This window comes from Leifsonia sp. Ger2509, assembly GCF_055231915.1.
The window spans coordinates 1,860,749-1,882,485 of the sequence record NZ_JBUYVB010000003.1 but is presented as its reverse complement, the minus strand read 5'-3'; the positions used below and the strand labels follow the sequence as shown (position 1 = coordinate 1,882,485).

Below are 21,737 nucleotides of genomic sequence, written 5' to 3'. Positions count from 1 at the left end.
CATGAACGCGTCACTACGCGGGACGGGTCGCCAATTCTGGGTCGCCGTGCGAGCCCTGCTCATCCTCACCATCGTCCTCGGGGTCGTGTATCCGCTGGTCATCACCGGGATCGGGCAGCTCGTGCTGCCGGCCCAGGCGAACGGTTCGACGATCGGCTACCAGGGCACGGTCGTCGGCTCCAGCCTGCTCGGCCAGTCGTTCACCGACAAGAAGGGCAACCCGCTGCCGCAGTGGTTCCAGTCCCGGCCGTCGGCCGCAGGCGCCGGTTACGACGCCGGCGCCTCCAGCGGCAGCAACCTGGGCCCGAACAACCCCGACCTGCTGAAGGCTGTCACGGACCGCAAAGCGGTCATCGAGAAGAGGGACGGGGTGGGAGCTGCCCGGATTCCGGCCGACGCGGTGACCGCATCCGGTTCCGGGCTCGACCCGCACATCTCGCCGGCGTATGCGCTCCTCCAAGTCGACGCGGTCGCGAAGGCGCGCGGGATCAGCCCCGACAGCGTGAAGAAGCTGGTCGAGTCGCACACCCAGGCACGCGACCTCGGATACCTGGGCGAGCCGACGGTCAACGTGCTGCAGCTGAACCTGGCGCTGGCGGCGATGGACCCGGCCGGGAACAAGTAGGAGGACGTCGTGGCAGCGCGCGGACGACTCCGGGTCCTTCTCGGCGCGGCACCCGGTGTCGGCAAGACGTACCTGATGCTCGAGGAGGGTCACCGCCTGCGGGACACGGGCAAGGACGTCGCCGTTGCGGTCGTGGAGACCCACGAGCGTGCGGCGACCGCTGCGATGCTCGGCGGCCTGGAGCTCATCCCGCGCATGGCGGTCGAACACCGCGGCATCACACTCACCGAGATGGACCTGGACGCGGTGATCGCGCGCCACCCGGACATCGCGCTGGTCGACGAACTCGCCCACACCAATGCGCCGGGCTCGCAGCACGAGAAGCGCTGGCAGGATGTGGAGGCGCTGCTGGCCGAGGGGATCGACGTGATCTCGACGGTCAACGTGCAGCACATCGAGTCCCTGAACGACGTGGTCGAACAGATCACGGGTGTGCCGCAACGGGAGACCATCCCCGACTCGATCGTGCGGAGCGCGACCCAGATCGAGGTCGTCGACCTCACGCCGCAGTCCCTGCGCGACCGCCTCGCGGAAGGCCAGGTTTACCCGGCCAGCCGGATCGACGCCGCCCTCTCGAACTACTTCCGGCTCGGGAACCTGACGGCGCTCCGCGAGCTGACCCTGCTGTGGCTGGCCGACGAGGTCGACAGCTCGCTGCAGAGATACCGCGCAGAGCATGGGATCGAAGAGAAATGGGAGGCGCGCGAGCGCGTCGTCGTCGCCCTGACCGGCGGACCAGAAGGTGAGACCCTGCTGCGGCGAGGGGCGCGGGTCGCGGCCCGGTCGGGGAGCGGGGAACTTCTGGCCGTCCACGTCGCGAGTCAGGACGGGCTGCGGGTGACGGATCCGGCGGCGCTCGCGGCGCAGCGCAAGCTCGTCGAGGAGCTCGGCGGCACCTTCCACCAGGTCGTCGGCACGGACATCCCGGAGGCGCTGGTCGCGTTCGCCCGCGCCAGCAACGCGACCCAGCTGGTCATCGGCGTCTCCCGCCGCGGCCGGCTGTCCGCACTGCTCACCGGGTCGGGGGTGGGTGCGACCGTGGTGCGCGAATCGGGCGACATCGACGTCCACATCGTCACGCACGGCGCGGCCGGCGGACGAAACCTGCCGAGGTTCCGCCGCAGCGGTGCCCTGAGCGTCCGCCGGCGCGCGTACGGTTTCGCGCTGGCGCTGATCGCGGGGCCGCTTCTGACGCTCCTGCTGCTGCCCATCCGGAGCCCCGACTCCCTCACCGCGGACGCCCTCGCCTACCAGTTGCTCGTCGTAGTGGTCGCCCTGGTCGGAGGCATCTGGCCCGCGCTGTTCGCGGCCATCCTCTCCGGACTCACCCTCGACTTCGTCTTCGTCGCGCCGTATTACACGCTGACGATCGGCAGGCCGACCCACCTGCTGGCACTCGCGTTGTATGTCGTGATCGCCGTGCTGGTCAGCGTCGTCGTCGACCAGGCGGCGCGACGGACGCGGGCCGCTGCGCGCGCCTCCGCCGAGTCCGAGCTGCTTGCGACCGTCGCGGGCGGCGTGATCCGGGGCGGGGATGCGGTGCAGTCGCTGGTCGCCCGCACGCGCGAAGCGTTCGGGCTCGCGGCGGTGCGGCTGACCGCGGGCGACTCGGTCACCGTCGATGGCGAGGTCGATGCTGACGCGGTGCCGACGGTGATCCGCGTCGGGTCGCGCGGGACGCTCGAACTTTTCGGCAGCGACCTGCGTGCCGAGGACCGCCGTCTGCTCTCGGTCATCGTCACACAGCTGGATGCGGCACTCGAACACGTGGACCTGAGCACGGCGGCGAAGGAGGTCGGGCCGCTCGAGGCGACGGACCGCGTGCGCACGGCGCTGCTCGCGGCGGTCGGGCACGACCTCCGGCGGCCCCTCGCTGCAGCGACCGCGGCGATCACGAGTCTGCGTTCCGAGGACGCCCGGCTCTCCAAACGGGACAAGGAGGAGTTGCTCGAAACTGCGGAGGTCAGCCTGCAGGGACTGTCGGACCTGCTCACCAACCTGCTCGATGTCAGCCGGGTGCAGGCAGGCGTGCTCGCGATCTCACTCGCGCCGGTGGACCTCGAGGACATCCTGCCGTCCGTTCTCGACGAACTCTTCGTCAGGCCGGGCGACGTCGTCATCGACGTTCCCGCGGACCTGCCCGAGGTTCGGGCAGACGCGATCCTGCTGCAGCGGGCGATCGTCAACCTGCTGACCAATGCGCTTCGGTATTCGCCGACGGACCAGCCGCCGCGGGTCAGCGCGAGCGCGTTCGGCGGCAACGTAGAGATCCGCGTGGCCGACTCGGGGCCAGGCGTGCCGGACGAGCGCAAAGAGGAGATCTTCCACCCTTTCCAGCGGATGGGCGACACCGACAACACGGCCGGGATCGGGCTCGGGCTGGCGCTTACCAAGGGGTTCGTCGAAGGGATGGGCGGCGTGCTCGAGCCAGAGGACACGCCCGGGGGAGGCCTGACCATGGTGCTGTCGCTCCCCGTCGATGCGGATGCGCGCGGCCCGGTGGACGCGGGCGGCGACCCCAGCGAAACGGATGCGTGATCGTGGACGCGGGCGGTCATCCAAGCGAAGGGGATGCGTGACATGAGGATCGTGGTCGCGGATGACGACCCGCAGATGCTGAGCGCGCTCCGCATCATCCTGAGCGCGCACGGCTACGACGTGACGCTCGCGCGCAACGGGAAGGATGCGCTCGCGGCGGTGGTCGCCACGCGGCCCGACCTGGTCGTTCTCGACCTCGGAATGCCGCACCTGAGCGGCCGGGAGGTGATCGAGGCCATCCGTGGCTGGAACACGGTGCCCATCCTCGTCGTCTCGGGCCGCACGGACTCGGCAGACAAGGTGGGCGCCCTGGATGCGGGCGCCGACGACTACGTGATCAAGCCGTTCGCGGCGGATGAACTGCTGGCCCGCATCCGCGCGCTCACGCGCCGTAGCAGTGGCACGGGAGAGGACGCCCCGGTGGTGCGTTTCGGCCTTGTCGCGGTCGATCTGAGTGCGAAGATCGTCTCCGTGCGGGCCGGCGGCGGCGAGTCGCCTGTGCGGCTGACGCCCACGGAGTGGCAGATCCTCGAGGTGCTGTTGCGCAACCCGCGCAAGCTCGTCACTCAGCGCAGCATCCTGACCGAAATCCGCGGGCCGCAGCATGTGGGCGACAGCGGGTATCTGCGGCTCTACATCGCGCAGCTGCGCAAGAAGCTGGAGCCCGATCCGACGCGGCCCCGGTACATCCTCACGGAGCCCGGCATGGGATACCGCTTCCAGCCGGATGCGGATGCGGATGCGGATGCGCCGTGAGGGCTCACGGCAGTGCCCGGTCTCACCGCACTACTTCGGTCTCGGCGCACTACTTCGGTTTCGCCGCACGTGTTCTGCCTAGTGCGGTGAGATAGAACTAGTGCGCCGGGAGCCGCAGGCGGCAGGCGCCGGGCTCCTGATCGCGACCGCACGTGTTCTGTCCGACCGCAGTACGCACGAATGCGTGCGGTGTGACACAACGCGTGCGGGGGACACAGCGCGTACGGCGGGACACACCGCGTGCGAGCGGGTCTCCGCGAGCGAACGCCGCGGCGAGAGCCGGTCCTCGCGAGCGAACGCCAGGTGGGAGAGCGGGCAACCGCCCCCTCAGCCGCCGACGTACGCAGCGAGATGCTGCCCTGTGAGCGTCGAGCGCGCAGCGACCAGGTCGGTCGGCGTTCCCTCGAAGACGATGCGGCCGCCGTCGTGACCCGCACCGGGACCCAGGTCGATGATCCAGTCAGCGTGGGCCATGACGGCCTGGTGGTGCTCGACGACGATGACGGATTTGCCGGAGTCGACGAGCCGGTCGAGCAGGCCGAGCAACTGTTCGACGTCGGCGAGGTGAAGGCCGGTGGTGGGCTCGTCGAGGATGTAGACGCCGCCCTTCTCCGACAGATGGGTGGCGAGCTTGAGGCGCTGGCGCTCGCCGCCGGACAATGTGGTGAGCGGCTGACCGAGGCTGAGGTAGCCGAGCCCGACGTCGGCGAGGCGACCCAGGATGGTGTGGGCCGCGGGCGTGCGCGCGTCGCCGGAGCCGAAGAACGCCTCCGCCTCGGTCACAGGCATCGCCAGCACTTCGCTGATGTCACGGCCGCCGAGGTGGTATTCGAGCACCGACGAATCGAAGCGCTTTCCCTCGCAGACCTCGCACGTGGACTCGACGCTCGCCATGATCCCGAGGTCGGTGTAGATCACGCCGGCCCCGTTGCAGTTCGGGCATGCTCCTTCGGAGTTGGAGCTGAACAGCGCCGGCTTCACGCCGTTCGCCTTCGCGAACGCGGTGCGGATGGGGTCGAGCAGCCCTGTGTAGGTCGCCGGGTTGCTGCGCCGCGACCCGCGGATCGCGGCCTGGTCGATCGACACGACGCCTTCGCCCTCCCGGATCGAGCCGTGCACGAGCGAGCTCTTGCCCGAACCTGCGACACCGGTCACGACGACGAGCACACCGAGAGGGATGTCCACATCGACGTTCTGCAGGTTGTGGGCGGTCGCGCCGCGGATCGGCAGGGTGCCTTTCGGGGCGCGGACCGCATCCTTGAGCTTCGCCCGGTCGTCGAGGTGGTGCCCGGTGAGGGTGCCGCTCGCCCGCAGGTCGTCGAGCGTGCCTTCGAAGCAGATGGTGCCGCCGGCCGACCCCGCGCCGGGACCCAGGTCGACCACATGGTCCGCGATCGCGATCATCTCCGGCTTGTGCTCGACGACGAGCACCGTGTTGCCTTTGTCGCGCAGGCGCAGCAGGAGTTCGTTCATCCGCTGGATGTCGTGGGGGTGCAGCCCGATCGAGGGCTCGTCGAAGACGTAGGTGACGTCGGTGAGCGACGACCCGAGGTGGCGGATGATCTTGGTGCGCTGCGCCTCCCCGCCGGAGAGCGTGCCTGCCGGACGGTCGAGTGAGAGGTAGCCGAGACCGATCTCGACGAACGAGTCGAGTGCCTGCTGCAGGCCGGCGAGCAGGGGCGCGACCGTGGGCTCGTCGAGGCCGCGCACCCATTCCGCCAGATCGCTGATCTGCATCGCGCAGGCGTCCGCGATGTTGAGGCCCGCGATGCGCGACGACCGCGCGCCTTCGTTGAGCCGGGTGCCACCGCAGTCCGGGCAGGCGCTGAACGTGACCGCCCGATCGACGAACGCACGGATGTGGGGCTGCATCGACTCCTTGTCTTTGGCCAGCATCGACTTCTGGATACGGAGGGTGAGCCCCTCGTACGTCATGTTGATGCCGGCGATCTTCATCCTGACCGGCTCGTGGTAGAGGAAGTCGTGCAATTCGGTCTCGGTGTAGTCGCGGATCGGCTTCTTCGGGTCGACGAAGCCCGACTCCTTGTAGAGCCTTGCGCTCCAGCCGGCCGCCGTGTACCCCGGCACGGTGATCGCGCCCTCATCGAGCGACTTGCTGTCGTCGAAGAGCTCGGCCAGGTCGATGTCGTTGACCACGCCCATCCCCTCGCAGCGCGGGCACATGCCGCCCAGCAGCGTGAAGTCGCGTCGCTCTTTGGTCGGAGCAGTACCCCTCTCGACACTGAGCGCGCCGGAACCTGTCACTGACGCGACGTTGAAAGAGAACGCCTGGGGAGAGCCGATGTGCGGCTGCCCGAGCCGGCTGAAGAGGATGCGCAACATCGCGTTCGCATCGGTGGCCGTACCGACCGTGGAGCGAACGTTGGCGCCCATGCGCTCCTGGTCCACGATGATCGCCGTCGTCAGACCGGAGAGCACATCGACGTCGGGTCGGCCGAGCGTCGGCATGAATCCCTGGACGAACGCGCTGTAGGTCTCGTTGATCATCCGCTGCGATTCGGCCGCGATCGTGCCGAAGACCAGCGAGCTCTTGCCCGAACCGGAGACACCCGTGAAGACGGTCAGCCTGCGCTTCGGCAGCTCGACACTGATGTCTTTGAGGTTGTTGACGCGTGCGCCCTGCACGCGGATCCGGTCGTGACTGTCGGCAATTTCCATGGCGTTCAGCCTATTGCGGGCCTCCGGTGGACGCTTCTCGAATCCTGCCTGCCTGTTGGCAGATCGCGGTTGTGGAGAACTGAGATCCCGCGCTCATCCTGTCCCTTTGCCCCCGGACCGGGAAATATGGAAACGTGACCGAACCGCACCGGCTGACCAGGCAGGAAGCGCGTCGCATCGCCGTGCGCGCCCAGCTCCTCGACGCGGCACGCCCCGTCGACCTGCTCGACACCGTGCGCCGTCTCACCCTCGTGCAGTACGAGCCGACCGCGGCCGTCGCACCGAGCGCCGACCTCGTCCTCTGGAGCCGCCTCGGCCGCCTCTACCGGCCCGAGCAGTTGCAACGGGCGCTTCGCGAGCACGTCGTGGTCGAACTGCAGAGCATGATCCGTGCTGCGCACGACATCGCGCTCTACCGAGCCGGGATGGATGCGTGGCCGGGGCCGGATGCACGGCCCTGGTCGCAGCACCGCGCCGCCTGGCTGCGTGCGAACGACGCGTGCCGCCGCGACATCCTCACACGACTCCGGCACGGCGGCCCGATGGTGTCGCGCGACCTTCCGGACACGTGCGTCGAGCAGTGGGAGAGCTCCGGCTGGAACGACGGTCGCAACGTGCCGATGATGCTCGAACTGATGGAGGCCGCCGGTGACGTGGCCGTCGCGGGCCGTGTCGGGCGCGAACGGCAGTGGGACCTGGCCGAGCGCATCCACCCCGGCGATCCGGCGGTGCCGGAACCGGATGCGACCCGCGAACGCGACGCGCGGCGCCTGCGCTCGCTCGGCATCGCCCGCGGTCGCGGGCCCGAGACACAGGTCGAGCCGGTGGTCGTCGCGGATGCGGGGGAGCAGGCCGTCATCGAGGGTGTGCGCGGTTCGTGGCGCGTCGACCCGGCGCAGCTGGACCGTGCCTTCGAAGGCCGCGTCGCGATCCTCTCCCCGTTCGACCGGCTCATCTTCGAACGGAAACGGATGGTCGACCTCTTCGAGTTCGATTACCAGCTCGGGATGTACAAGCCGGCCTCCCAGCGCCGGTTCGGCTTCTACGCGCTGCCGATCCTCGACGGCGACCGGCTCGTCGGAAAGGTCGACGCGACGACGGACCTGCCGGCTTCCCTGCTGCGGGTGCACCGCATCCACGAGGACGAGCCGTTCGCGCCCGCGCTGCGCGACGGAGTGCGTACCGAGCTCGAGAGCCTCGCCGAGATGCTGCGCGTGCAGCTGGAGCTGCCCTCTGACGCGTGACGGCGGCTCGCTCACGGCGACCGCACGTGTTCTGTGGCGGGCGTCGCGTCAGCCCGCCGCGAGCGCCCGGTGCACCGACGCCACGGCGCTCGCCCCCTCGCCGACCGCAGCGGCGATGCGCTTCATGGAGCCGTGGCGCACATCCCCTGCCGCGAACACGCGCGGGATACTCGTCTCGAACGCCAGCGGCCGTCGCCCGAGAACCGTCCAGGTCTCGTCGGCGGCATCGACGGGCAGGTCCACGTCGGTGAGCAGGAAACCGCTCTGGTCGCGCTGGATGTTCGGGAGCCACGCGGTCCCCGGGACCGCCCCGACGAAGCAGAAGAGCGCGATCGCGTCGACGTCCGTCTGCTCGCCGGTCGCCGACGAGCTCACTGTGATCCCTTCGAGGTGCCCTTCGCCACGCAGCTCGGTCACGTCGCTGGAGGTGTGGATGAGGATGCGCGGATGCGCGGCCACACGGTCCGCCAGGTACGACGACATCTTCGAGCCGATCGAATCGCCTCGGACGATCAGGTGCACGGTGCAGCCGAGGTCGGCCAGGTAGACCGCCGCCTGACCGGCCGAATTCGCACCACCCACGACCGCGACCGGTCTGCCGGCGCAGGTCCGGGCCTCGAGCTCGGTCGCTGCGAAGAAGATGCTGCCGCCCTCGAAATCCTGCCAGCGGTCGAGCGGCAGTCGCCGATAGCGGGCTCCCGTTGCCACCACGATGGCACGCGCAGTGATGGTCTCGCCGTCGGCCATCGTGAGCTCGGCACGCCCGGCGTGATCCGGACCGGAGAGCAGGTCGGCGACCTCAGACGGCGCTGACAGCCGCACGCCGAACTTGAGCGCCTGGACGATGCCGAGTTCAGTGATCTCGGCCCCGGAGACGCCGGACGGGAAGCCCAGGTAGTTCTCGATCCGCGAGCTCGCTGCGGCCTGGCCACCGGGCGCGATCGCGTCGAGCACCAGTGTCGACAGGCCTTCGGATGCGCCGTAGATGCCCGCGGCGAGCCCCGCCGGTCCTGCGCCGACGACGACCAGGTCGAAGTGGTCGCCGGTCTTGCTCCTATACGACAGGCCGACCGCTTCCGACAGCTGCCGCGTGGTCGCGTTCGTCAGGATCTCTCCCCGGGTAACGACGACGGGAAGGTCGGCTTCGGATTTGCCGGAGGCGTCGAGGGATGTGCGCCCAGCCTCGGTCGACACGTCGCGCCAGCGGTGTGGCAGCTCCATGCGTGACGCGTAAGTACGAAGTGCCATCGCCTTCGCCGATCCTTCGAACCCGAGAATCTCGACCGTCTTGTCGGCGGCGGCCATCAGCAGCCGACGACGGGCGCGGAACGTGGCGAGGAGCAGCGAGGAGAGGGAGCCGTCGCTCGACATGAGTTGTTTGAACGTCGCGTTGCTGATGCGGCAGACCCGGCCGGACTCTACAACCAGCGCCGTCAGCAGCGAGGTCTGCCCGGTCAGCATGGCGAGCTCACCAAGGAACTCGTCTGACTGCCACTGGGCCATGATGCGTTCCGGCGAGGAGACCGTGGCTTCGCGCACGATGTTCACTCGGCCGGACTCGACGACGAACATGTCGCAGTCGGAGTCGCCCACGCTGAAGAGATGGGTTCCTGCCTCGACCTCCTCCGAGACACCGAGGGCGAGGAGCCGCTGCAATGTCTCGGCGTCGAGAACAGGGTTGGCGGCGGTGCCGACGGGCACTCGGAACGGCGGTTTGTCGCTCATCGGTCAGCTCGCACTGTCACGGTGGACACGGGACTGATCCTAGTGGCCGCACCCCCAGTGCGAGGGCACTGGAACGGATTCCGTACTGGCACGGATCAGCACGGGCGAAACAGGCCGATACGATCGCGGCAAGCGGGTGACCCCGATCACATGCGAGAAACGGAATATGACGATGACAACCGAGACAGCTCCGCGCGAATACGCCTGGGTACGTCACCTTCTTCCCCGCATCGTCGTCGGCGCGCTCATCGCGGCGGCCCTCGTCGCGGTGTATGCGGTCATCATCGGCCGCTTCGACGACACCTGCTGGCGGCTGATCGGGACGATCTGCCTCTTCGTCTTCTTCTCGCTCGCCTCCTGGTATGACGCGGACGTCTCCGCCCGACGGGCGCCGTGGTTCGGTGCGGTCAGCGTGGTGACGAGTGCGTACCTGCTGCTCGTCGGGCTCACGAAGATCTGGATTCCCGCGTCCTACGACCCGAACGCCCCGGTCTGGGAACCGCTCGCCTGGTTCTTCCTGGTCGCCGTGACGCGCATCGGGCTGCTCCACATCCATCTCGTGCTCAACACGCAACGACGTTTCACCGGGCCGATCATGTCGAAGGTCACGGTGGTCACCCTCGTGCTCGTGGGCCTGCTCACACTCGGACTCTCCCTGCCCCTCCTCTTCACACGCACCGACTTCGGCGACACCTACTGGCGGCTCGTAGGGATCATCGCGATCCTGGATGCGCTCGGCACCATCCTGATCCCGCTGACATTCACCCTCTTCGGGCCGAAGGCCCCCAAGCCGGCCCCGATCGCCCAGGTCTCGTGGCCTGTCGCGTCTCCGCAGTACGCGCCGCCGTCCGGTCCGGGCGCCGCGGCCGCCGGACCTGGCGCTGTCGCTGGTGCCTCGCTCTGGGGCGCGCCCGCCGCCACGCCCGAAGGCTCGGCCTGGGCCGCGCCCGCCGCCACGCCTGCCGAAACCGCCACGCAGGCAGCGCCCGCCGCCACGCCTGCCGAAACCGCCACGCAGGCAGCGCCCGCCCTCACACCGGCCGCGGCCGCCGCCGCATCGTCCGCATCCCACCGGTCGATCCCGCCCGCCGCATACCCCACGCTCTTCCCGCAGGCGGGTCTGCGCCTCGAGTGGCCGCGCTACATCAACGGCGCGCCCCTCCCCGCGAAGCCCGACGGCACCCCGGACTTCACGGGCGTCATCGGTTTCGGCGCCTGACCGCCCAGCGATTGTGCAGAAAGAGCGGGTGCATTCGCCGGGCACCCGCGATTTCTGCACAATCGGCGGCCCCGCGTGGGGCTCAGCGGTACGCGACGACGCCGGAGGTCGTCCCGAGGAAGAGCAGGCCGAGGGCCGTGCTCGGCGTCGCGAAGTTCGGAACCGATGACCCGACCCCGATCGTCTGGATGAGCGCCCCCGTCTGCGCGTTGTATTCGCTGAGCGTGCCATCCGGGTACTGGGCGGCCCAGAGCGTCGACCCGATGAGCGTCGGTGAACCGTTCGCCCCGGACATGATCGGGCCGACCGTTGCGTGGGCGAGATCAACCGGCTGGATGCCGCCGCCCCTGCACGGAACGAAGATCCGGTTCGTGGCCGCGTCGTAGGCCGGACCGCCGTCCGGGTCACTCCCGCAGACCCCGTGGATGGCCGCGACCGGCGCGAGGGCAGACTGCGAGAGCACGTAGCCGATGTCGGTCTTGCCGACCGAGAACAGCGTCCCGCCCCCCACCAGTACCGGGTTCGTGGTGCCGAGGTCCTCGTCCCCGCCGGCCGTCCGGTCCTTGTACGAGGCCAGCGGCTTGAGCGTCGGCGACAGCTTGACGACGCTCTCTGTGAAGCGCACCGGGTCCGGACCGCCCTGCGGCGGATCCGGGTTCGCATTGCCCGTGCCCACGTAGAGGTTTCCGGCGGAGTCGATGGCCGGTGCGCCGCCGCCCTGCCAGATCGCGCCGCCCTGGCCGTCCGGAGCCGCTTCGAATGAGACCAGGTTCGGAGCGCCCGTCTCGTTCACGCCGACGACCCACCCGTGGTACGCACCGCAGTCCCCGTAATTGCCGCCGTAGGCGATGTAGACGCGGCCGTTGGCGAGGGCGAGGGATGCGCGCTGCAGCAGGCTGACGGGACTCTCGCCGGCAGGGAGCGGGGGATCGACCGGTTCGGACAGCGCGACCCGCCCCGTCGCGACGTTGATGCCTTCGAGCTGATGGTGGACGGAGCCTCGTGCGGCGACTTCGCCGACCACGAACACGGTGCCGGTCGCAGCATCCACGACCGGAGTGCTGGTGATGCCGAGCGGATCGATGTTGCCGCATCCCGCGACCGCACCGACGTTCGTCAGGGGTGCGCCGAGCGAGACCGACCAGACGAGCTGCCCGTTGGCCGGGCTCAGGGCGACGACTTCGTTCGTCTCGGTCGCTGCGATCACCCGTCCGCCGGCGACGACCGGCTGGCCGTAGACGGCTCCTCCGAGGTTCGCCCTCCAGGCGAGCGTGGCCGGGGAGTGAGGCGCGGGCGCGGCCACCGCCCCGGTGCGCGCCTGGTCGGCGTGGTATCCGAGCCAGCTGTTCACCCCGGGGATGGCGACGCCCACTGGAGGCCGGATGTCGGTGGCGCCCGGCGTGGGACGGGCCGCAGGTGGACGGCCGGACGTCGTGTGCGTCGCGGTGGGAGCCGGGGATGCGCATCCGGCGAGGATGAGCCCTGGGAGCAGGGCGAGCGCGGCGCTGGTGCCGAGCGCCCGCCGCGCCCGCCGGCCGAGCGCGTCCGGCCCGTTGGTCATGGCGTCAGCGTAAGCCTGCGCGGTGGTGGCCGCCAGTGGCGCAACACGGGGCTTTGCCCGCCACGTCGAGTCGTTTCGCCAGGTCGCGGCATCGGACTTGGAGCGCGGCTACGCGGCGAGCGCGCAGGGGAATCATCGAACCGGTTCGAGCTCGAGAATGCGAATCGTGGGGTCGGATCGGGAGGCCAGATGCCGGGGCGTGGGCGCGAAGCGACGCCGACGAGAGCGGTCCGTCGGGTGACGCGCCCCGCGAGAACCGGTTCGACGATCATGCGGGATTCGGGGCCCTTGCGGCGGTTCGGCGCGGTCGACGGGCGGAGCTGCGGCCCTTTCGTGGGAACATGAAGGGACCGCACGGTGAACGAGCAGAGGAGCGACGTGGCCGCGACGATCCGTGACGTGGCCAATGCCGCCGGAGTCTCGGTGAGCACGGTGTCGTACGCGCTCTCCGGAAAAAGGACGCTCTCCGAAGAGACGCGCGCGCGAATCGAAGACGCCATCCGCACTCTGGACTTCACGCCGAATGCAGGCGCCCGGGCGCTTGCATCGGCTGAGACGAAGGTGTTCGGCCTGTACCTGCAGTTCCGGGAGGACGAGTTCGCTCCCGCCATGCTGCAGTACGTCCTGCCGGTTTCGACGACCGCCCGCGAGCACGGGTACGACCTGCTCATGGTGACGGACACCGACCTGCGTGGTGCGGTCCATCGCACGACGTCGTCGCATATGGTCGACGGCGTCGTCCTGCTCGACGTCACTTATGATGACGTTCGCCTGGAGCCGCTGAGGCAGGCGAAACAGCCGGGCGTCCTCATCGGCTATGCTCGCGACGCCACCGGATTCGACGCGTTCGACCTCGACTTTGGCGAAGCGGCGCGGATGGCGGTCGACCACCTCGCGGAGCGCGGACACCGCGAGATCATCCTCGTCACACCGCCGCGGCACGTCTACGATCGCGGAGGTTCTTACGCCTGGCGGTTCCGGGACGCCGCGGTCGAGAGGGCGGCGCGGTACGGCATCCGGATGTCGGTCCACGAGGGAGAGGCCCGCCAGCCGGGGATCACCGAGGCGCTCGACGCCGCGCTCGCGGCGCTGCCGACCGCCACCGCGCTGATCGTCCACAATGATGCGACCGTGGCCGGACTGCCGGCATACCTGAACGCCCGTGGTGTCGTCGTGCCGCGGGACCTCTCCGTCGTCGGGGTCTACTCGGCGGACTTCGGCAACGCCTTCTCGCTTCCCTACACTGCCGTGGAGACCTTGCCAGACGAACTCGGAAGGCTCGCCGTGACCCAGCTGGTGCGCCGCATTCAGACGCCGGGTCTGGCCGGGGAACCTCTCACCCGGTTGATCGAGCCCGGGTTCGTGGTCCGCGACAGCACGCGCACCGTCCCGTAAGGTCCGCGCCGGAACCCCAGGCCAGGCACGTCGCCGCCGCGCGCGCGGGCAATTTCCATCCTCTGATCAGGCCCGAAAAAATCGTCGAACCGATTCGACTTGATTAATGGGTTCCACGGCGCTACTGTCATCGAAGCGGTTCGACGACGAATGGAAGAGGCAGCGTGGCCGTAACGATCAAAGACGTGGCGCGTGAGGCCGGCGTCGCCCGGAGCACCGTCTCCTACGCCTTGTCGGGAAAACGCACGATCTCGGATGAGACCCGCGCCCGCATCGAGGATGCGATCAAGTCACTCGGGTTCATGGCCAACGCCGGCGCGCGCGCCCTTGCCACATCGCAGACGATGGTGATCGGCCTGCTGACGCAGTTCCACCAGGACGAGTTCGCCCCGGCGATGCTCCAGTACGTCCTTCCTGTTTCGGACACGGCGCGCGAACTCGGCTACGACATCCTGCTCGTCACCGAAGCCGACGGAACCGAGGCGCTCAAGCGCGTGACCAGCTCAGGGATGGTCGATGGCGTCGTGCTCCTCGACGTCACGCATAATGACGACCGACTGGAGACGCTCAAGGCGGCCCCCCAGCCCGGCGCACTCGTAGGACTGCCCAAGGACACCGAAGGGCTCGACGTGTTCGACCTGGATTTCGGCGAATCGGCCCGGCTCCTCGTCGACCACCTGTACGGGCTCGGTCATCGCGAGATCATCGTCGTGTCCCCGCCGAAGCACGTCTTCGAACGCGGGGGAGCGTACGGTTGGCGATTCCGCGATGCCGCCCTCGAGCGTGCGGCCAGGTACGGCATCCAGATGTTCGCGTACTACGGGGAGGCGCAGCAGCCGGCGATCGGTGTCAGCCTGAACGCGATCCTCGACGCGCGCCCCACGGCGACCGCGATGATCGTCCACAACGACGCGACCATCGCGGCGCTCCCATCCGTCCTGATGCAGCGGGGGGTCCGCGTTCCTGACGACCTCTCCGTCGTCAGCCTCTACTCCAAAGACTTCGGTCGATCGTTCTCACTGCCGTACACGGCCGTCGAGACCTCGCCCGACCAGCTGGGCCAGCAAGCGGTCCGGCACCTGGTGCGGCGGATCAACTCGCCCGAGCTCGCTGGAGCTCCGGTGACACGGTTCATCGCGCCGGAACTCACGAACCGTGGAAGCACCCGATGATCCCTGACGCGAACGCAGCCACAGGCGGAAGCGGTTCAATGCAACGCACAATTCAAGGAGGAATACTGTGATCGGCAACAAGAAAATGCAAGCAATCGGGGCGGCCATCCTGGCAGTGTCGGTTGTCGGCGGCGTGTCCGCCTGCTCGTCCGCCAGCAGCGGAGGAAGCAGCAGCGCGGGTGGCAGCTACACGTTCTGGGACCCATACCCCCAGTTCGACGCGACCAGCGACTGGGCGAAGCTCATCGACAAGTGCGGAACCGACGCCGGCGTCACCATCAAGCGCACCGGCAGCGACACCAGCGCACTCACCAGCAAGGCCCTCCTCGCCGGCCAGCAGGGCAGCTCGCCCGACCTGCTCCTCGTCGACAACCCCGTCGTCTCGACCCTGGCGGACGCTGGCATCCTCACCTCGACCGACGAGAACAAGCTCGACACCTCGCAGATCCAGAAGAACATCCTGCAGGCGGGCATCGTCGACGGGAAGACCTACGGGGTACCGATCGGCGCGAACACCCTTGCGCTCTACTACAACAAGAAGGTCCTCAGCGAGACCGGCGTCGACATCTCGACGGTCAAAGACTGGAACTCGCTGACGGCGGCGCTCGCCAAGGTCAAGGCCGCCGGCAAGAAGGGCATCACCTTCTCGGCGATCGGCACCGAAGAGGGCAGCTTCCAGTTCCTCCCGTGGTTCTGGGGAGCCGGCGCCGACCTGACCAAGCTCGACTCGAGCGAGGCTGTCTCGTCCCTCGCGCTGTGGACGGACTGGGTGAAGAAGGGTTACGCGCCCAACTCGGTCATCAACAACACCCAGACGACCAGCTGGCAGGAGTTCGCGACCGGCGACTTCGCCTTCGGCGAGAACGGGACGTGGCAGCTCGGAAACGTGAAGAAGGCCGGGATCGACTACGGCATCCTGACGGTCCCGGCGATGAACGGCGGCGACGCTTCGGCACCGACCGGCGGCGAGTTCATGACCATCCCGGTCCAGAAGGACACCGCACGCTATGCCACCAGCGTCAAGATCGCGAAGTGCCTCACCAGCACGGAGAACTTCGTGACGACCGACAACACGCTGTCGTACATCGCTCCGACCACGGCAGCGCAGCAGGCGCAGGTCGCGCAGAACCCGGAGCTGAAGCCCTGGGTCGCCGCGGTGGCTGCCGCGAAGGGCCGCACCAGCGACAACCTCGGGACGAAGTACCCGAAGATCTCGCAGCAGCTCTGGACCGCCGTCCAGAACGCATTGAGCGGGGCACAGACGCCGGAGGCCGCGCTCAAGGCAGCGCAGACGGCGGCGGCTGCAGCAACCAAGTAGCGTAACCAGGCTGTACAAAGCAACAGAGGTAAAACCGATGACAACAACACAGGCAGCACTCGAGCAGTCTGTCGGCGCACCAGGTGGGGCGGCGCGAGTCTCCCCACCTGGTCGCCCCTCCCGCCGCCGCTCAGGGCAGTGGGCGGCCTGGGCGTTCCTCGCCCCGGTCGTGATCTACCTGGTCGTGTTCTACGCGTTCCCGCTCTACCGAAACGTCGAGCTGAGCGTGAAGGACTACAACGTCCGGTCGTTCGTCGAAGGCAATGCGCCCTTCGTCGGCTTCGACAACTACATCACGGTGTTCCAGGACCCGACCTTCGGGCCCGCCTTCCTGCACACCGCCCTGTTCACCGTGATCTCGATCGCTTTCCAGTTCACGATCGGCATGGCGCTCGCCGTGTTCTTCCACCAGAACTTCCGGCTTTCGGCAACCCTGCGCGCACTGTTCCTGGTGCCGTGGTTGCTGCCACTGATCGTGTCGGCGTCGACCTGGTCGTGGATGCTCAACAGCGACTCGGGCGTCGTCAATGCCGTGCTCCACACGTTCGGTGTCGCACCGGTGAACTGGCTCACCTCGCCGCAGTGGGCGCTGACGAGCGTGATCATCGCGAACATCTGGATCGGCATCCCGTTCAACCTGGTCATCCTGTACAGCGGGCTGCAGAACATCCCGGGCGACCTGTACGAGGCGGCCTCGCTCGACGGCGCGAACGGCTGGCAGAAGTTCTGGAGGGTCACTTTCCCCCTCCTGCGTCCGGTCTCGGCGATAACGATCCTCCTCGGCCTCGTGTACACGCTGAAGGTGTTCGACATCATCTGGATCATGACCCGCGGTGGCCCCGGCAACGCGTCGACGACGTTCGCGACATGGTCCTATCAGCTGGGCTTCGGCTCCGTCCTGCCCGACTTCAGCCCGGCCGCAGCCGTCGGTAACGTGCTCATCGTCCTCGCGCTGATCTTCGGTTTGATCTACATCCGCACCCAGCGAAAGCAAGACATCTCATGAACGGCAAGCGTCCCTGGTGGAAGACGATCGTCGGCCTCGTGCTGACGGCGATCATGCTCTTCCCGGTGTACTGGATGATCAACGTCTCGCTCACGCCGACGACCGAGATGCGCAAGAGCCCGCCCGACTGGTTCCCGCTTCACCCGACCCTCGAGGGCTACCAGACCGTCATGAGCGAGCAGTTGCCGTACCTCGGCACGAGCCTCATCGTCGGCCTCGGAACGGTGCTGCTCACCGTCGTCCTGTCGGCGCCCGCCGCGTTCTCGCTCGCCAAGCTGCGTCCCGCCGGCCGCGGTGTGCTGAACTTCGTGCTCCTGATCGCACAGATGATCCCCGGGATCATCATGGCCATGGGTTTCTATGCCATCTACCTGAATCTGGGCATCCTCAACACCATTCCCGGCCTCATCGTCGCGGACTCGACCATCGCTGTGCCCTTCGGGGTCCTCATCTTCTCGGCATTCATGGCAGGCATCCCGAACGAGCTGATGCAGGCCGCGAAGATCGACGGAGCGGGCGCCTGGCGCACGTTCCGTTCGATCGTGCTGCCGGTGAGCCGCAACGCCATCGTCACGGTCTCCTTGTTCGCCTTCCTCTGGGCGTGGTCGGACTTCATCTTCTCGTCGACGCTGAACTCCGGCGGTGACCTGCAGACGATCACACTGGGCATCTACAAGTACATCGGCAACAACAACCAGGAATGGAACGCGATCATGGCCACCGCCGTCGTCGCGTCCATCCCGACAGCGGTGCTGCTCGTCCTCGCGCAGAAGTACGTCGCGGCCGGGGTCACGGCGGGGGCGGTCAAAGACTGATGGACGCTTCCCAGTGGTCTTTCGACATCCGCGAGATCCCGTTCGCGCGACGCGGTTCCTGGATCGACCTGTCGCCGGTGATCGGCCTTCACCGCAGCGCTCCCACCGTGCATCTCGTCAGCCACCAGACGGGGATGCATCCGGTGTTCGAGTTCGCGCCGACACGCGCAGGCGAGCCGGTGGACGTTGCGATCACCGCGACGCCCGCCTCGATCCGATGGGCGGATGATGCGGGCAGCGTCGACGCGACGTTCGAGTCGGCGGACACCCTCCGCATCCGCGGCGTGGGGCTGGGCCTGCGCCTGATCGAAGCCGCTCATGGCCTGACGCCGTTCACCGGCGCCTTCCTCTTCACCGACCCCGTCGACGGCGGCATCGTGCTGACGACCTACGAGACGGGTCGCCGCTACCGGGTCACCGTCCTGGCCGGTTCGGCCGTGGTCACGGGCGACGGCGCCCTCGGAATGGCCGACCGGATGATCGACCTGGCCGAGGATGAGCCGTGGGAGATCGCGCTCGAAGAGTTCGAGACGGCGCGCCCCGGCTATACGCAGTCCCGCCCGTTCCGCGAGGTCATGACGGCTGTCGCCGCAGAGTTCGAGGCGTACCACCGTGCGCTGGCGCCCACCCCGTCACCCGGTTCCGTGAAGGCCGCGTACGTCCTCTGGTCCGCGACTGTCGCGCCCTCCGGTTTCTTCGGGCGCGAAGCGATCCTCATGTCCAAGCACTGGATGGATAAGGTCTGGAGCTGGGACCACTGCTTCAACGCGCTCGCGCTCGCCGAATCGGACGTCGACGCGGCTCTCGACCAGTTCCTTCTTCCCTTCGATCACCAGGACCCGTCCGGCGCGCTACCCGATTCGATAGCGCACTCGGAGCTCCTCTACAACTTCGTCAAGCCACCGATCCACGGATGGGCGTTCCAGAAGATCCGCTCGCGGGCGACACGCGAACTCACTGAGGCAGAACTCACGGTCGCCTACGAGAGGCTCGCGAGCTGGACCCGATTCTGGCTTCGCTCACGTCGCGCTCCCGGGCACGACCTCCCGTATTACCAGCACGGCAACGACAGCGGATGGGACAACTCGACCACGTTCGACGTCGACCGCATCATCGAGTCGCCCGACCTCGCGGCCTTCCTGATCCTCCAGCTCGACGCTCTGGCTGAGCTGGCCCTGGAACTGGCGCGCTCCGAAGAGCCGTGGAGCGCGATCGCCAGCGAGCTGGAGGGCGCACTGCTGGAGCAGCTCTGGACCGGCGAGCACTTCGTAGCCCGGTCGGTCGTCACGGGCGCCGCGAGCAGTGCCAGCAGCCTGCTCAACACGCTGCCGATCGTGCTCGGCGACCGGCTTCCCCGATACGTTGCCGAACGACTCGCCGAGCAGATCGAGAATCATCTCACCGAGTGGGGGCCGGCCACCGAAGGCGTCGGGTCCGACCGCTACGAACCCGACGGATACTGGCGTGGTCCGATCTGGGCCCCGTCCACGGCGCTCATCGAGGACGGAGTTCGCAGGGCCGGGTTCGTCGGGCTCGCCGACACCATCTCTTCGCGCTTCCGTGCACTGTGCGAACGCAGCGGCTTCGCCGAGAACTTCGATGCCGTGACCGGGGAGGCCCTGCGCGACCGCGCATACACCTGGACTGCGAGCACCTATCTCGTGCTCGCGAATGATGCCGCGATGCGCGAACGCCACCTGACGACTGTCACCGGAGAAGCATGACGACCACGCTTGAAAACCTCCGGCTCGGCGGACCCGTCACGCCGTCGAACTCCACTTTGCGCCCGTTGAGCCAGCAGGAGATCCGGCTCGTCGACGGCTTCTGGGCTGACAAGCAGGAGCTCAACGCGACGGCGATCCTCGATCACTGCCTGACCTGGATGGAACGCATCGGCTGGATCGCCAACTTCGATCGTGCGGCCGACGGCACGGTGGCCGACCATCATTCCGGGATCGAGTTCGTCGACTCGGAGGTCTACAAGCTCCTCGAGGCGATGGCATGGGAACTCGGCCGCAGCGGGGAGAAGCACCTCGATGCAACCTATCGTTCGCTCGTCGCCCGCGTCGCCGGCGCCCAGGAGGCGGACGGCTATCTCCACACGAGCTTCGGGCGACCGGGCCAGCGCCCGCGGTACTCCGACCTCGAGTGGGGGCATGAGCTCTACTGTTTCGGACACCTCTTCCAGGCGGCTGTCGCGCGAATCCGCACGGGCCACGACGACCAGCTCGTCGATGTCGCCCGCCGGGTCGCGGATCACGTCTATGCCGAGTTCGGACCGGCAGGCCGGGATGCCGTCTGCGGTCATCCCGAGATCGAGACGGCGCTCGCCGAACTGGGAAGGGCGACCGGTGAGCCACGCTACCTCGAACTCGCTCGCGTCCTGATCGAGCGACGGGGGCGGGGGACCCTTCGGACGACCCTCTTCCAGGGAAGCGAATATTTTCTCGATGACAGGCCGGTGCGGCAGGCGGAAGTGCTTCGCGGCCACGCCGTCCGGGCCCTGTACCTGGCATCCGCCGCGGTCGACATCGCCACCGAGTTCGGCGACGAGGAGCTCCTCGACGCAGTGAAGCTCCAGTGGGACAACACCGTCGCCAGGCGCACGTACATCACGGGGGGAATGGGCTCCCACCACCAGAATGAAGAATTCGGGAGCGACTACGAGCTCCCCGCCGACCGGGCGTACTCCGAGACCTGTGCCTCGATCGCCTCGGTGATGCTCAGCTGGCGGCTGCTGTTGCAGACCGGGGAGGCGAAGTACGCCGATCTCATCGAACGCACCCTCTTCAACGCGGTTCTCGTCTCGCCACGCGAAGACGGCAGGGCGTTCTACTACGCGAACACGCTCCACCAGCGTGAGCGCGGAAGTGTGCCGAGCGAGGGCGAACTGAGCCAGCGGGCCGAGGCGAGCCTCCGCGCTCCCTGGTTCGAGGTCTCCTGCTGTCCGACCAACGTCGCACGCACCCTGGCGAGCGTGTCCTCCTATATCGCCACCGCGACCGACGACGGGGTCCAGCTGCACCAGCTCGCCGACGCCGACATCGATACGGTGACCGGCGCAGGGGTGCCCGTTCGGATGCGCGTGCGAACCGGCGGCTACCCGTTCGGCGGCGAGATCGTCGTCACCGTGGAGAGCCCCGCAGAGGTCGAAGTCAGCGTACGCATCCCGCCGTGGGCGCGGGAGGAGGCCCAGGCCACGTTCGACGGACAGCGGCTCGAGGTCGTCGACGGCTACGTGCGTCACCGTGCCGTATTCGACGCGGGCCGCGTACTCCGTATCGAGTTGCCGATGAACGCACGGTTCGTGAAGCCCTCTGATCGCATCGATGCGGTCCGGGGCACTGTCGCGGTCGAGCGCGGCCCACTCGTGCTGTGCCTCGAATCCGTCGACCTGCCCGGAGACATCGATGTGGATGCGGTGCGGGTGGACACCGCCTTCGAACCGTTCCTGACCGAGGACGGCGCGACGGTCACCCTGTCCTTGACGGCCGCGGAGGAATCGGCCTGGCCCTACGGGTCGGCGGGTCGCGCAATGTCTGAAGCACCAATCGTCGCTGCACTGCGGCCGTACGCGAATTGGGCGAACCGGGGGCCGAGCACGATGCGCGTCTTCCTGCCGCATTCGCCCGAATAGACCGCCTGGCCGCCGGTCACGTCATCGGTGCCGGCGGCCAGGTGAAC

Annotated in this window: 15 protein-coding genes; 12 read left to right on the top strand and 3 right to left on the bottom strand. The window is 68.2% G+C overall.

Annotation, left to right across the window (positions count from 1 at the left end; genetic code table 11):
* Position 1 precedes the first annotated feature (1 nt).
* Genes kdpC through ACV7NN_RS09255 form a run of 3 tightly spaced genes read left to right on the top strand, consistent with a single transcriptional unit; the run spans position 2 to position 3,919 of the window.
* Positions 2–625, top strand: a complete 624-nt coding sequence (gene kdpC, locus ACV7NN_RS09265) for a K(+)-transporting ATPase subunit C (protein ID WP_463349282.1) — start codon at positions 2–4, stop codon at positions 623–625.
* Between the two features lie 9 nt (positions 626–634).
* Entirely contained in the window at positions 635–3,163 is a 2,529-nt protein-coding gene (locus tag ACV7NN_RS09260; RefSeq protein WP_463349281.1) for a DUF4118 domain-containing protein, read from the top strand.
* A 42-nt stretch (positions 3,164–3,205) separates the two neighbouring features.
* Positions 3,206–3,919, top strand: coding sequence for a response regulator (locus ACV7NN_RS09255; RefSeq protein WP_463349280.1), 714 nt, complete (start codon positions 3,206–3,208; stop codon positions 3,917–3,919).
* A 327-nt stretch (positions 3,920–4,246) separates the two neighbouring features.
* On the opposite strand, the gene ACV7NN_RS09250 is transcribed toward ACV7NN_RS09255, so the two are convergent.
* On the bottom strand, positions 4,247–6,598 hold the full coding sequence (locus ACV7NN_RS09250; RefSeq protein ID WP_463349279.1) for an ATP-binding cassette domain-containing protein: 2,352 nt from the start codon (positions 6,596–6,598) through the stop codon (positions 4,247–4,249).
* 134 nt (positions 6,599–6,732) lie between these two features.
* On the opposite strand from ACV7NN_RS09250, the gene ACV7NN_RS09245 reads away from it, so the two are divergent.
* The gene (locus ACV7NN_RS09245) at positions 6,733–7,842 is read left to right on the top strand and encodes a winged helix DNA-binding domain-containing protein (protein ID WP_463349278.1); all 1,110 of its coding nucleotides are present in this window, start codon (positions 6,733–6,735) and stop codon (positions 7,840–7,842) included.
* A gap of 48 nt (positions 7,843–7,890) precedes the next feature.
* Here ACV7NN_RS09245 and ACV7NN_RS09240 read toward each other — a convergent pair whose 3' ends face one another.
* The gene (locus ACV7NN_RS09240) at positions 7,891–9,567 is read right to left on the bottom strand and encodes an FAD-dependent oxidoreductase (protein WP_463349277.1); all 1,677 of its coding nucleotides are present in this window, start codon (positions 9,565–9,567) and stop codon (positions 7,891–7,893) included.
* A gap of 166 nt (positions 9,568–9,733) precedes the next feature.
* Here ACV7NN_RS09240 and ACV7NN_RS09235 point away from each other — a divergent pair, with 166 nt between their 5' ends.
* On the top strand, positions 9,734–10,786 hold the full coding sequence (locus ACV7NN_RS09235; RefSeq protein ID WP_463349276.1) for a hypothetical protein: 1,053 nt from the start codon (positions 9,734–9,736) through the stop codon (positions 10,784–10,786).
* Positions 10,787–10,868: 82 nt separating this feature from the next.
* Here the strand turns inward: ACV7NN_RS09235 and ACV7NN_RS09230 are convergent, their stop codons facing one another.
* Positions 10,869–12,347: an outer membrane protein assembly factor BamB family protein gene (locus tag ACV7NN_RS09230; protein ID WP_463349275.1), complete on the bottom strand. Its 1,479-nt coding sequence runs from the start codon at positions 12,345–12,347 to the stop codon at positions 10,869–10,871.
* Between the two features lie 357 nt (positions 12,348–12,704).
* Here ACV7NN_RS09230 and ACV7NN_RS09225 point away from each other — a divergent pair, with 357 nt between their 5' ends.
* The 7 genes from ACV7NN_RS09225 (at position 12,705) to ACV7NN_RS09195 (ending at position 21,690) form a co-directional block, all read left to right on the top strand.
* Positions 12,705–13,742: a LacI family DNA-binding transcriptional regulator gene (locus tag ACV7NN_RS09225; protein WP_463349274.1), complete on the top strand. Its 1,038-nt coding sequence runs from the start codon at positions 12,705–12,707 to the stop codon at positions 13,740–13,742.
* Between the two features lie 164 nt (positions 13,743–13,906).
* Positions 13,907–14,914: a LacI family DNA-binding transcriptional regulator gene (locus ACV7NN_RS09220; protein WP_463349273.1), complete on the top strand. Its 1,008-nt coding sequence runs from the start codon at positions 13,907–13,909 to the stop codon at positions 14,912–14,914.
* A gap of 67 nt (positions 14,915–14,981) precedes the next feature.
* Complete coding sequence (locus ACV7NN_RS09215) at positions 14,982–16,232, top strand: sugar ABC transporter substrate-binding protein (protein ID WP_463349272.1); 1,251 nt, start codon at positions 14,982–14,984, stop codon at positions 16,230–16,232.
* A gap of 37 nt (positions 16,233–16,269) precedes the next feature.
* On the top strand, positions 16,270–17,238 hold the full coding sequence (locus tag ACV7NN_RS09210) for a carbohydrate ABC transporter permease (RefSeq protein ID WP_463349271.1): 969 nt from the start codon (positions 16,270–16,272) through the stop codon (positions 17,236–17,238).
* Entirely contained in the window at positions 17,235–18,053 is an 819-nt protein-coding gene (locus tag ACV7NN_RS09205) for a carbohydrate ABC transporter permease (protein WP_463349270.1), read from the top strand. The genes ACV7NN_RS09210 and ACV7NN_RS09205 overlap by 4 nt, the downstream gene beginning before the upstream one ends.
* Positions 18,053–19,777, top strand: coding sequence for an amylo-alpha-1,6-glucosidase (locus ACV7NN_RS09200; RefSeq protein ID WP_463349269.1), 1,725 nt, complete (start codon positions 18,053–18,055; stop codon positions 19,775–19,777). Before ACV7NN_RS09205 ends, ACV7NN_RS09200 begins: the two co-directional genes overlap by 1 nt.
* Positions 19,774–21,690, top strand: coding sequence for a glycoside hydrolase family 127 protein (locus tag ACV7NN_RS09195; protein ID WP_463349268.1), 1,917 nt, complete (start codon positions 19,774–19,776; stop codon positions 21,688–21,690). The genes ACV7NN_RS09200 and ACV7NN_RS09195 overlap by 4 nt, the downstream gene beginning before the upstream one ends.
* The last annotated feature ends 47 nt before the right edge of the window (positions 21,691–21,737 follow it).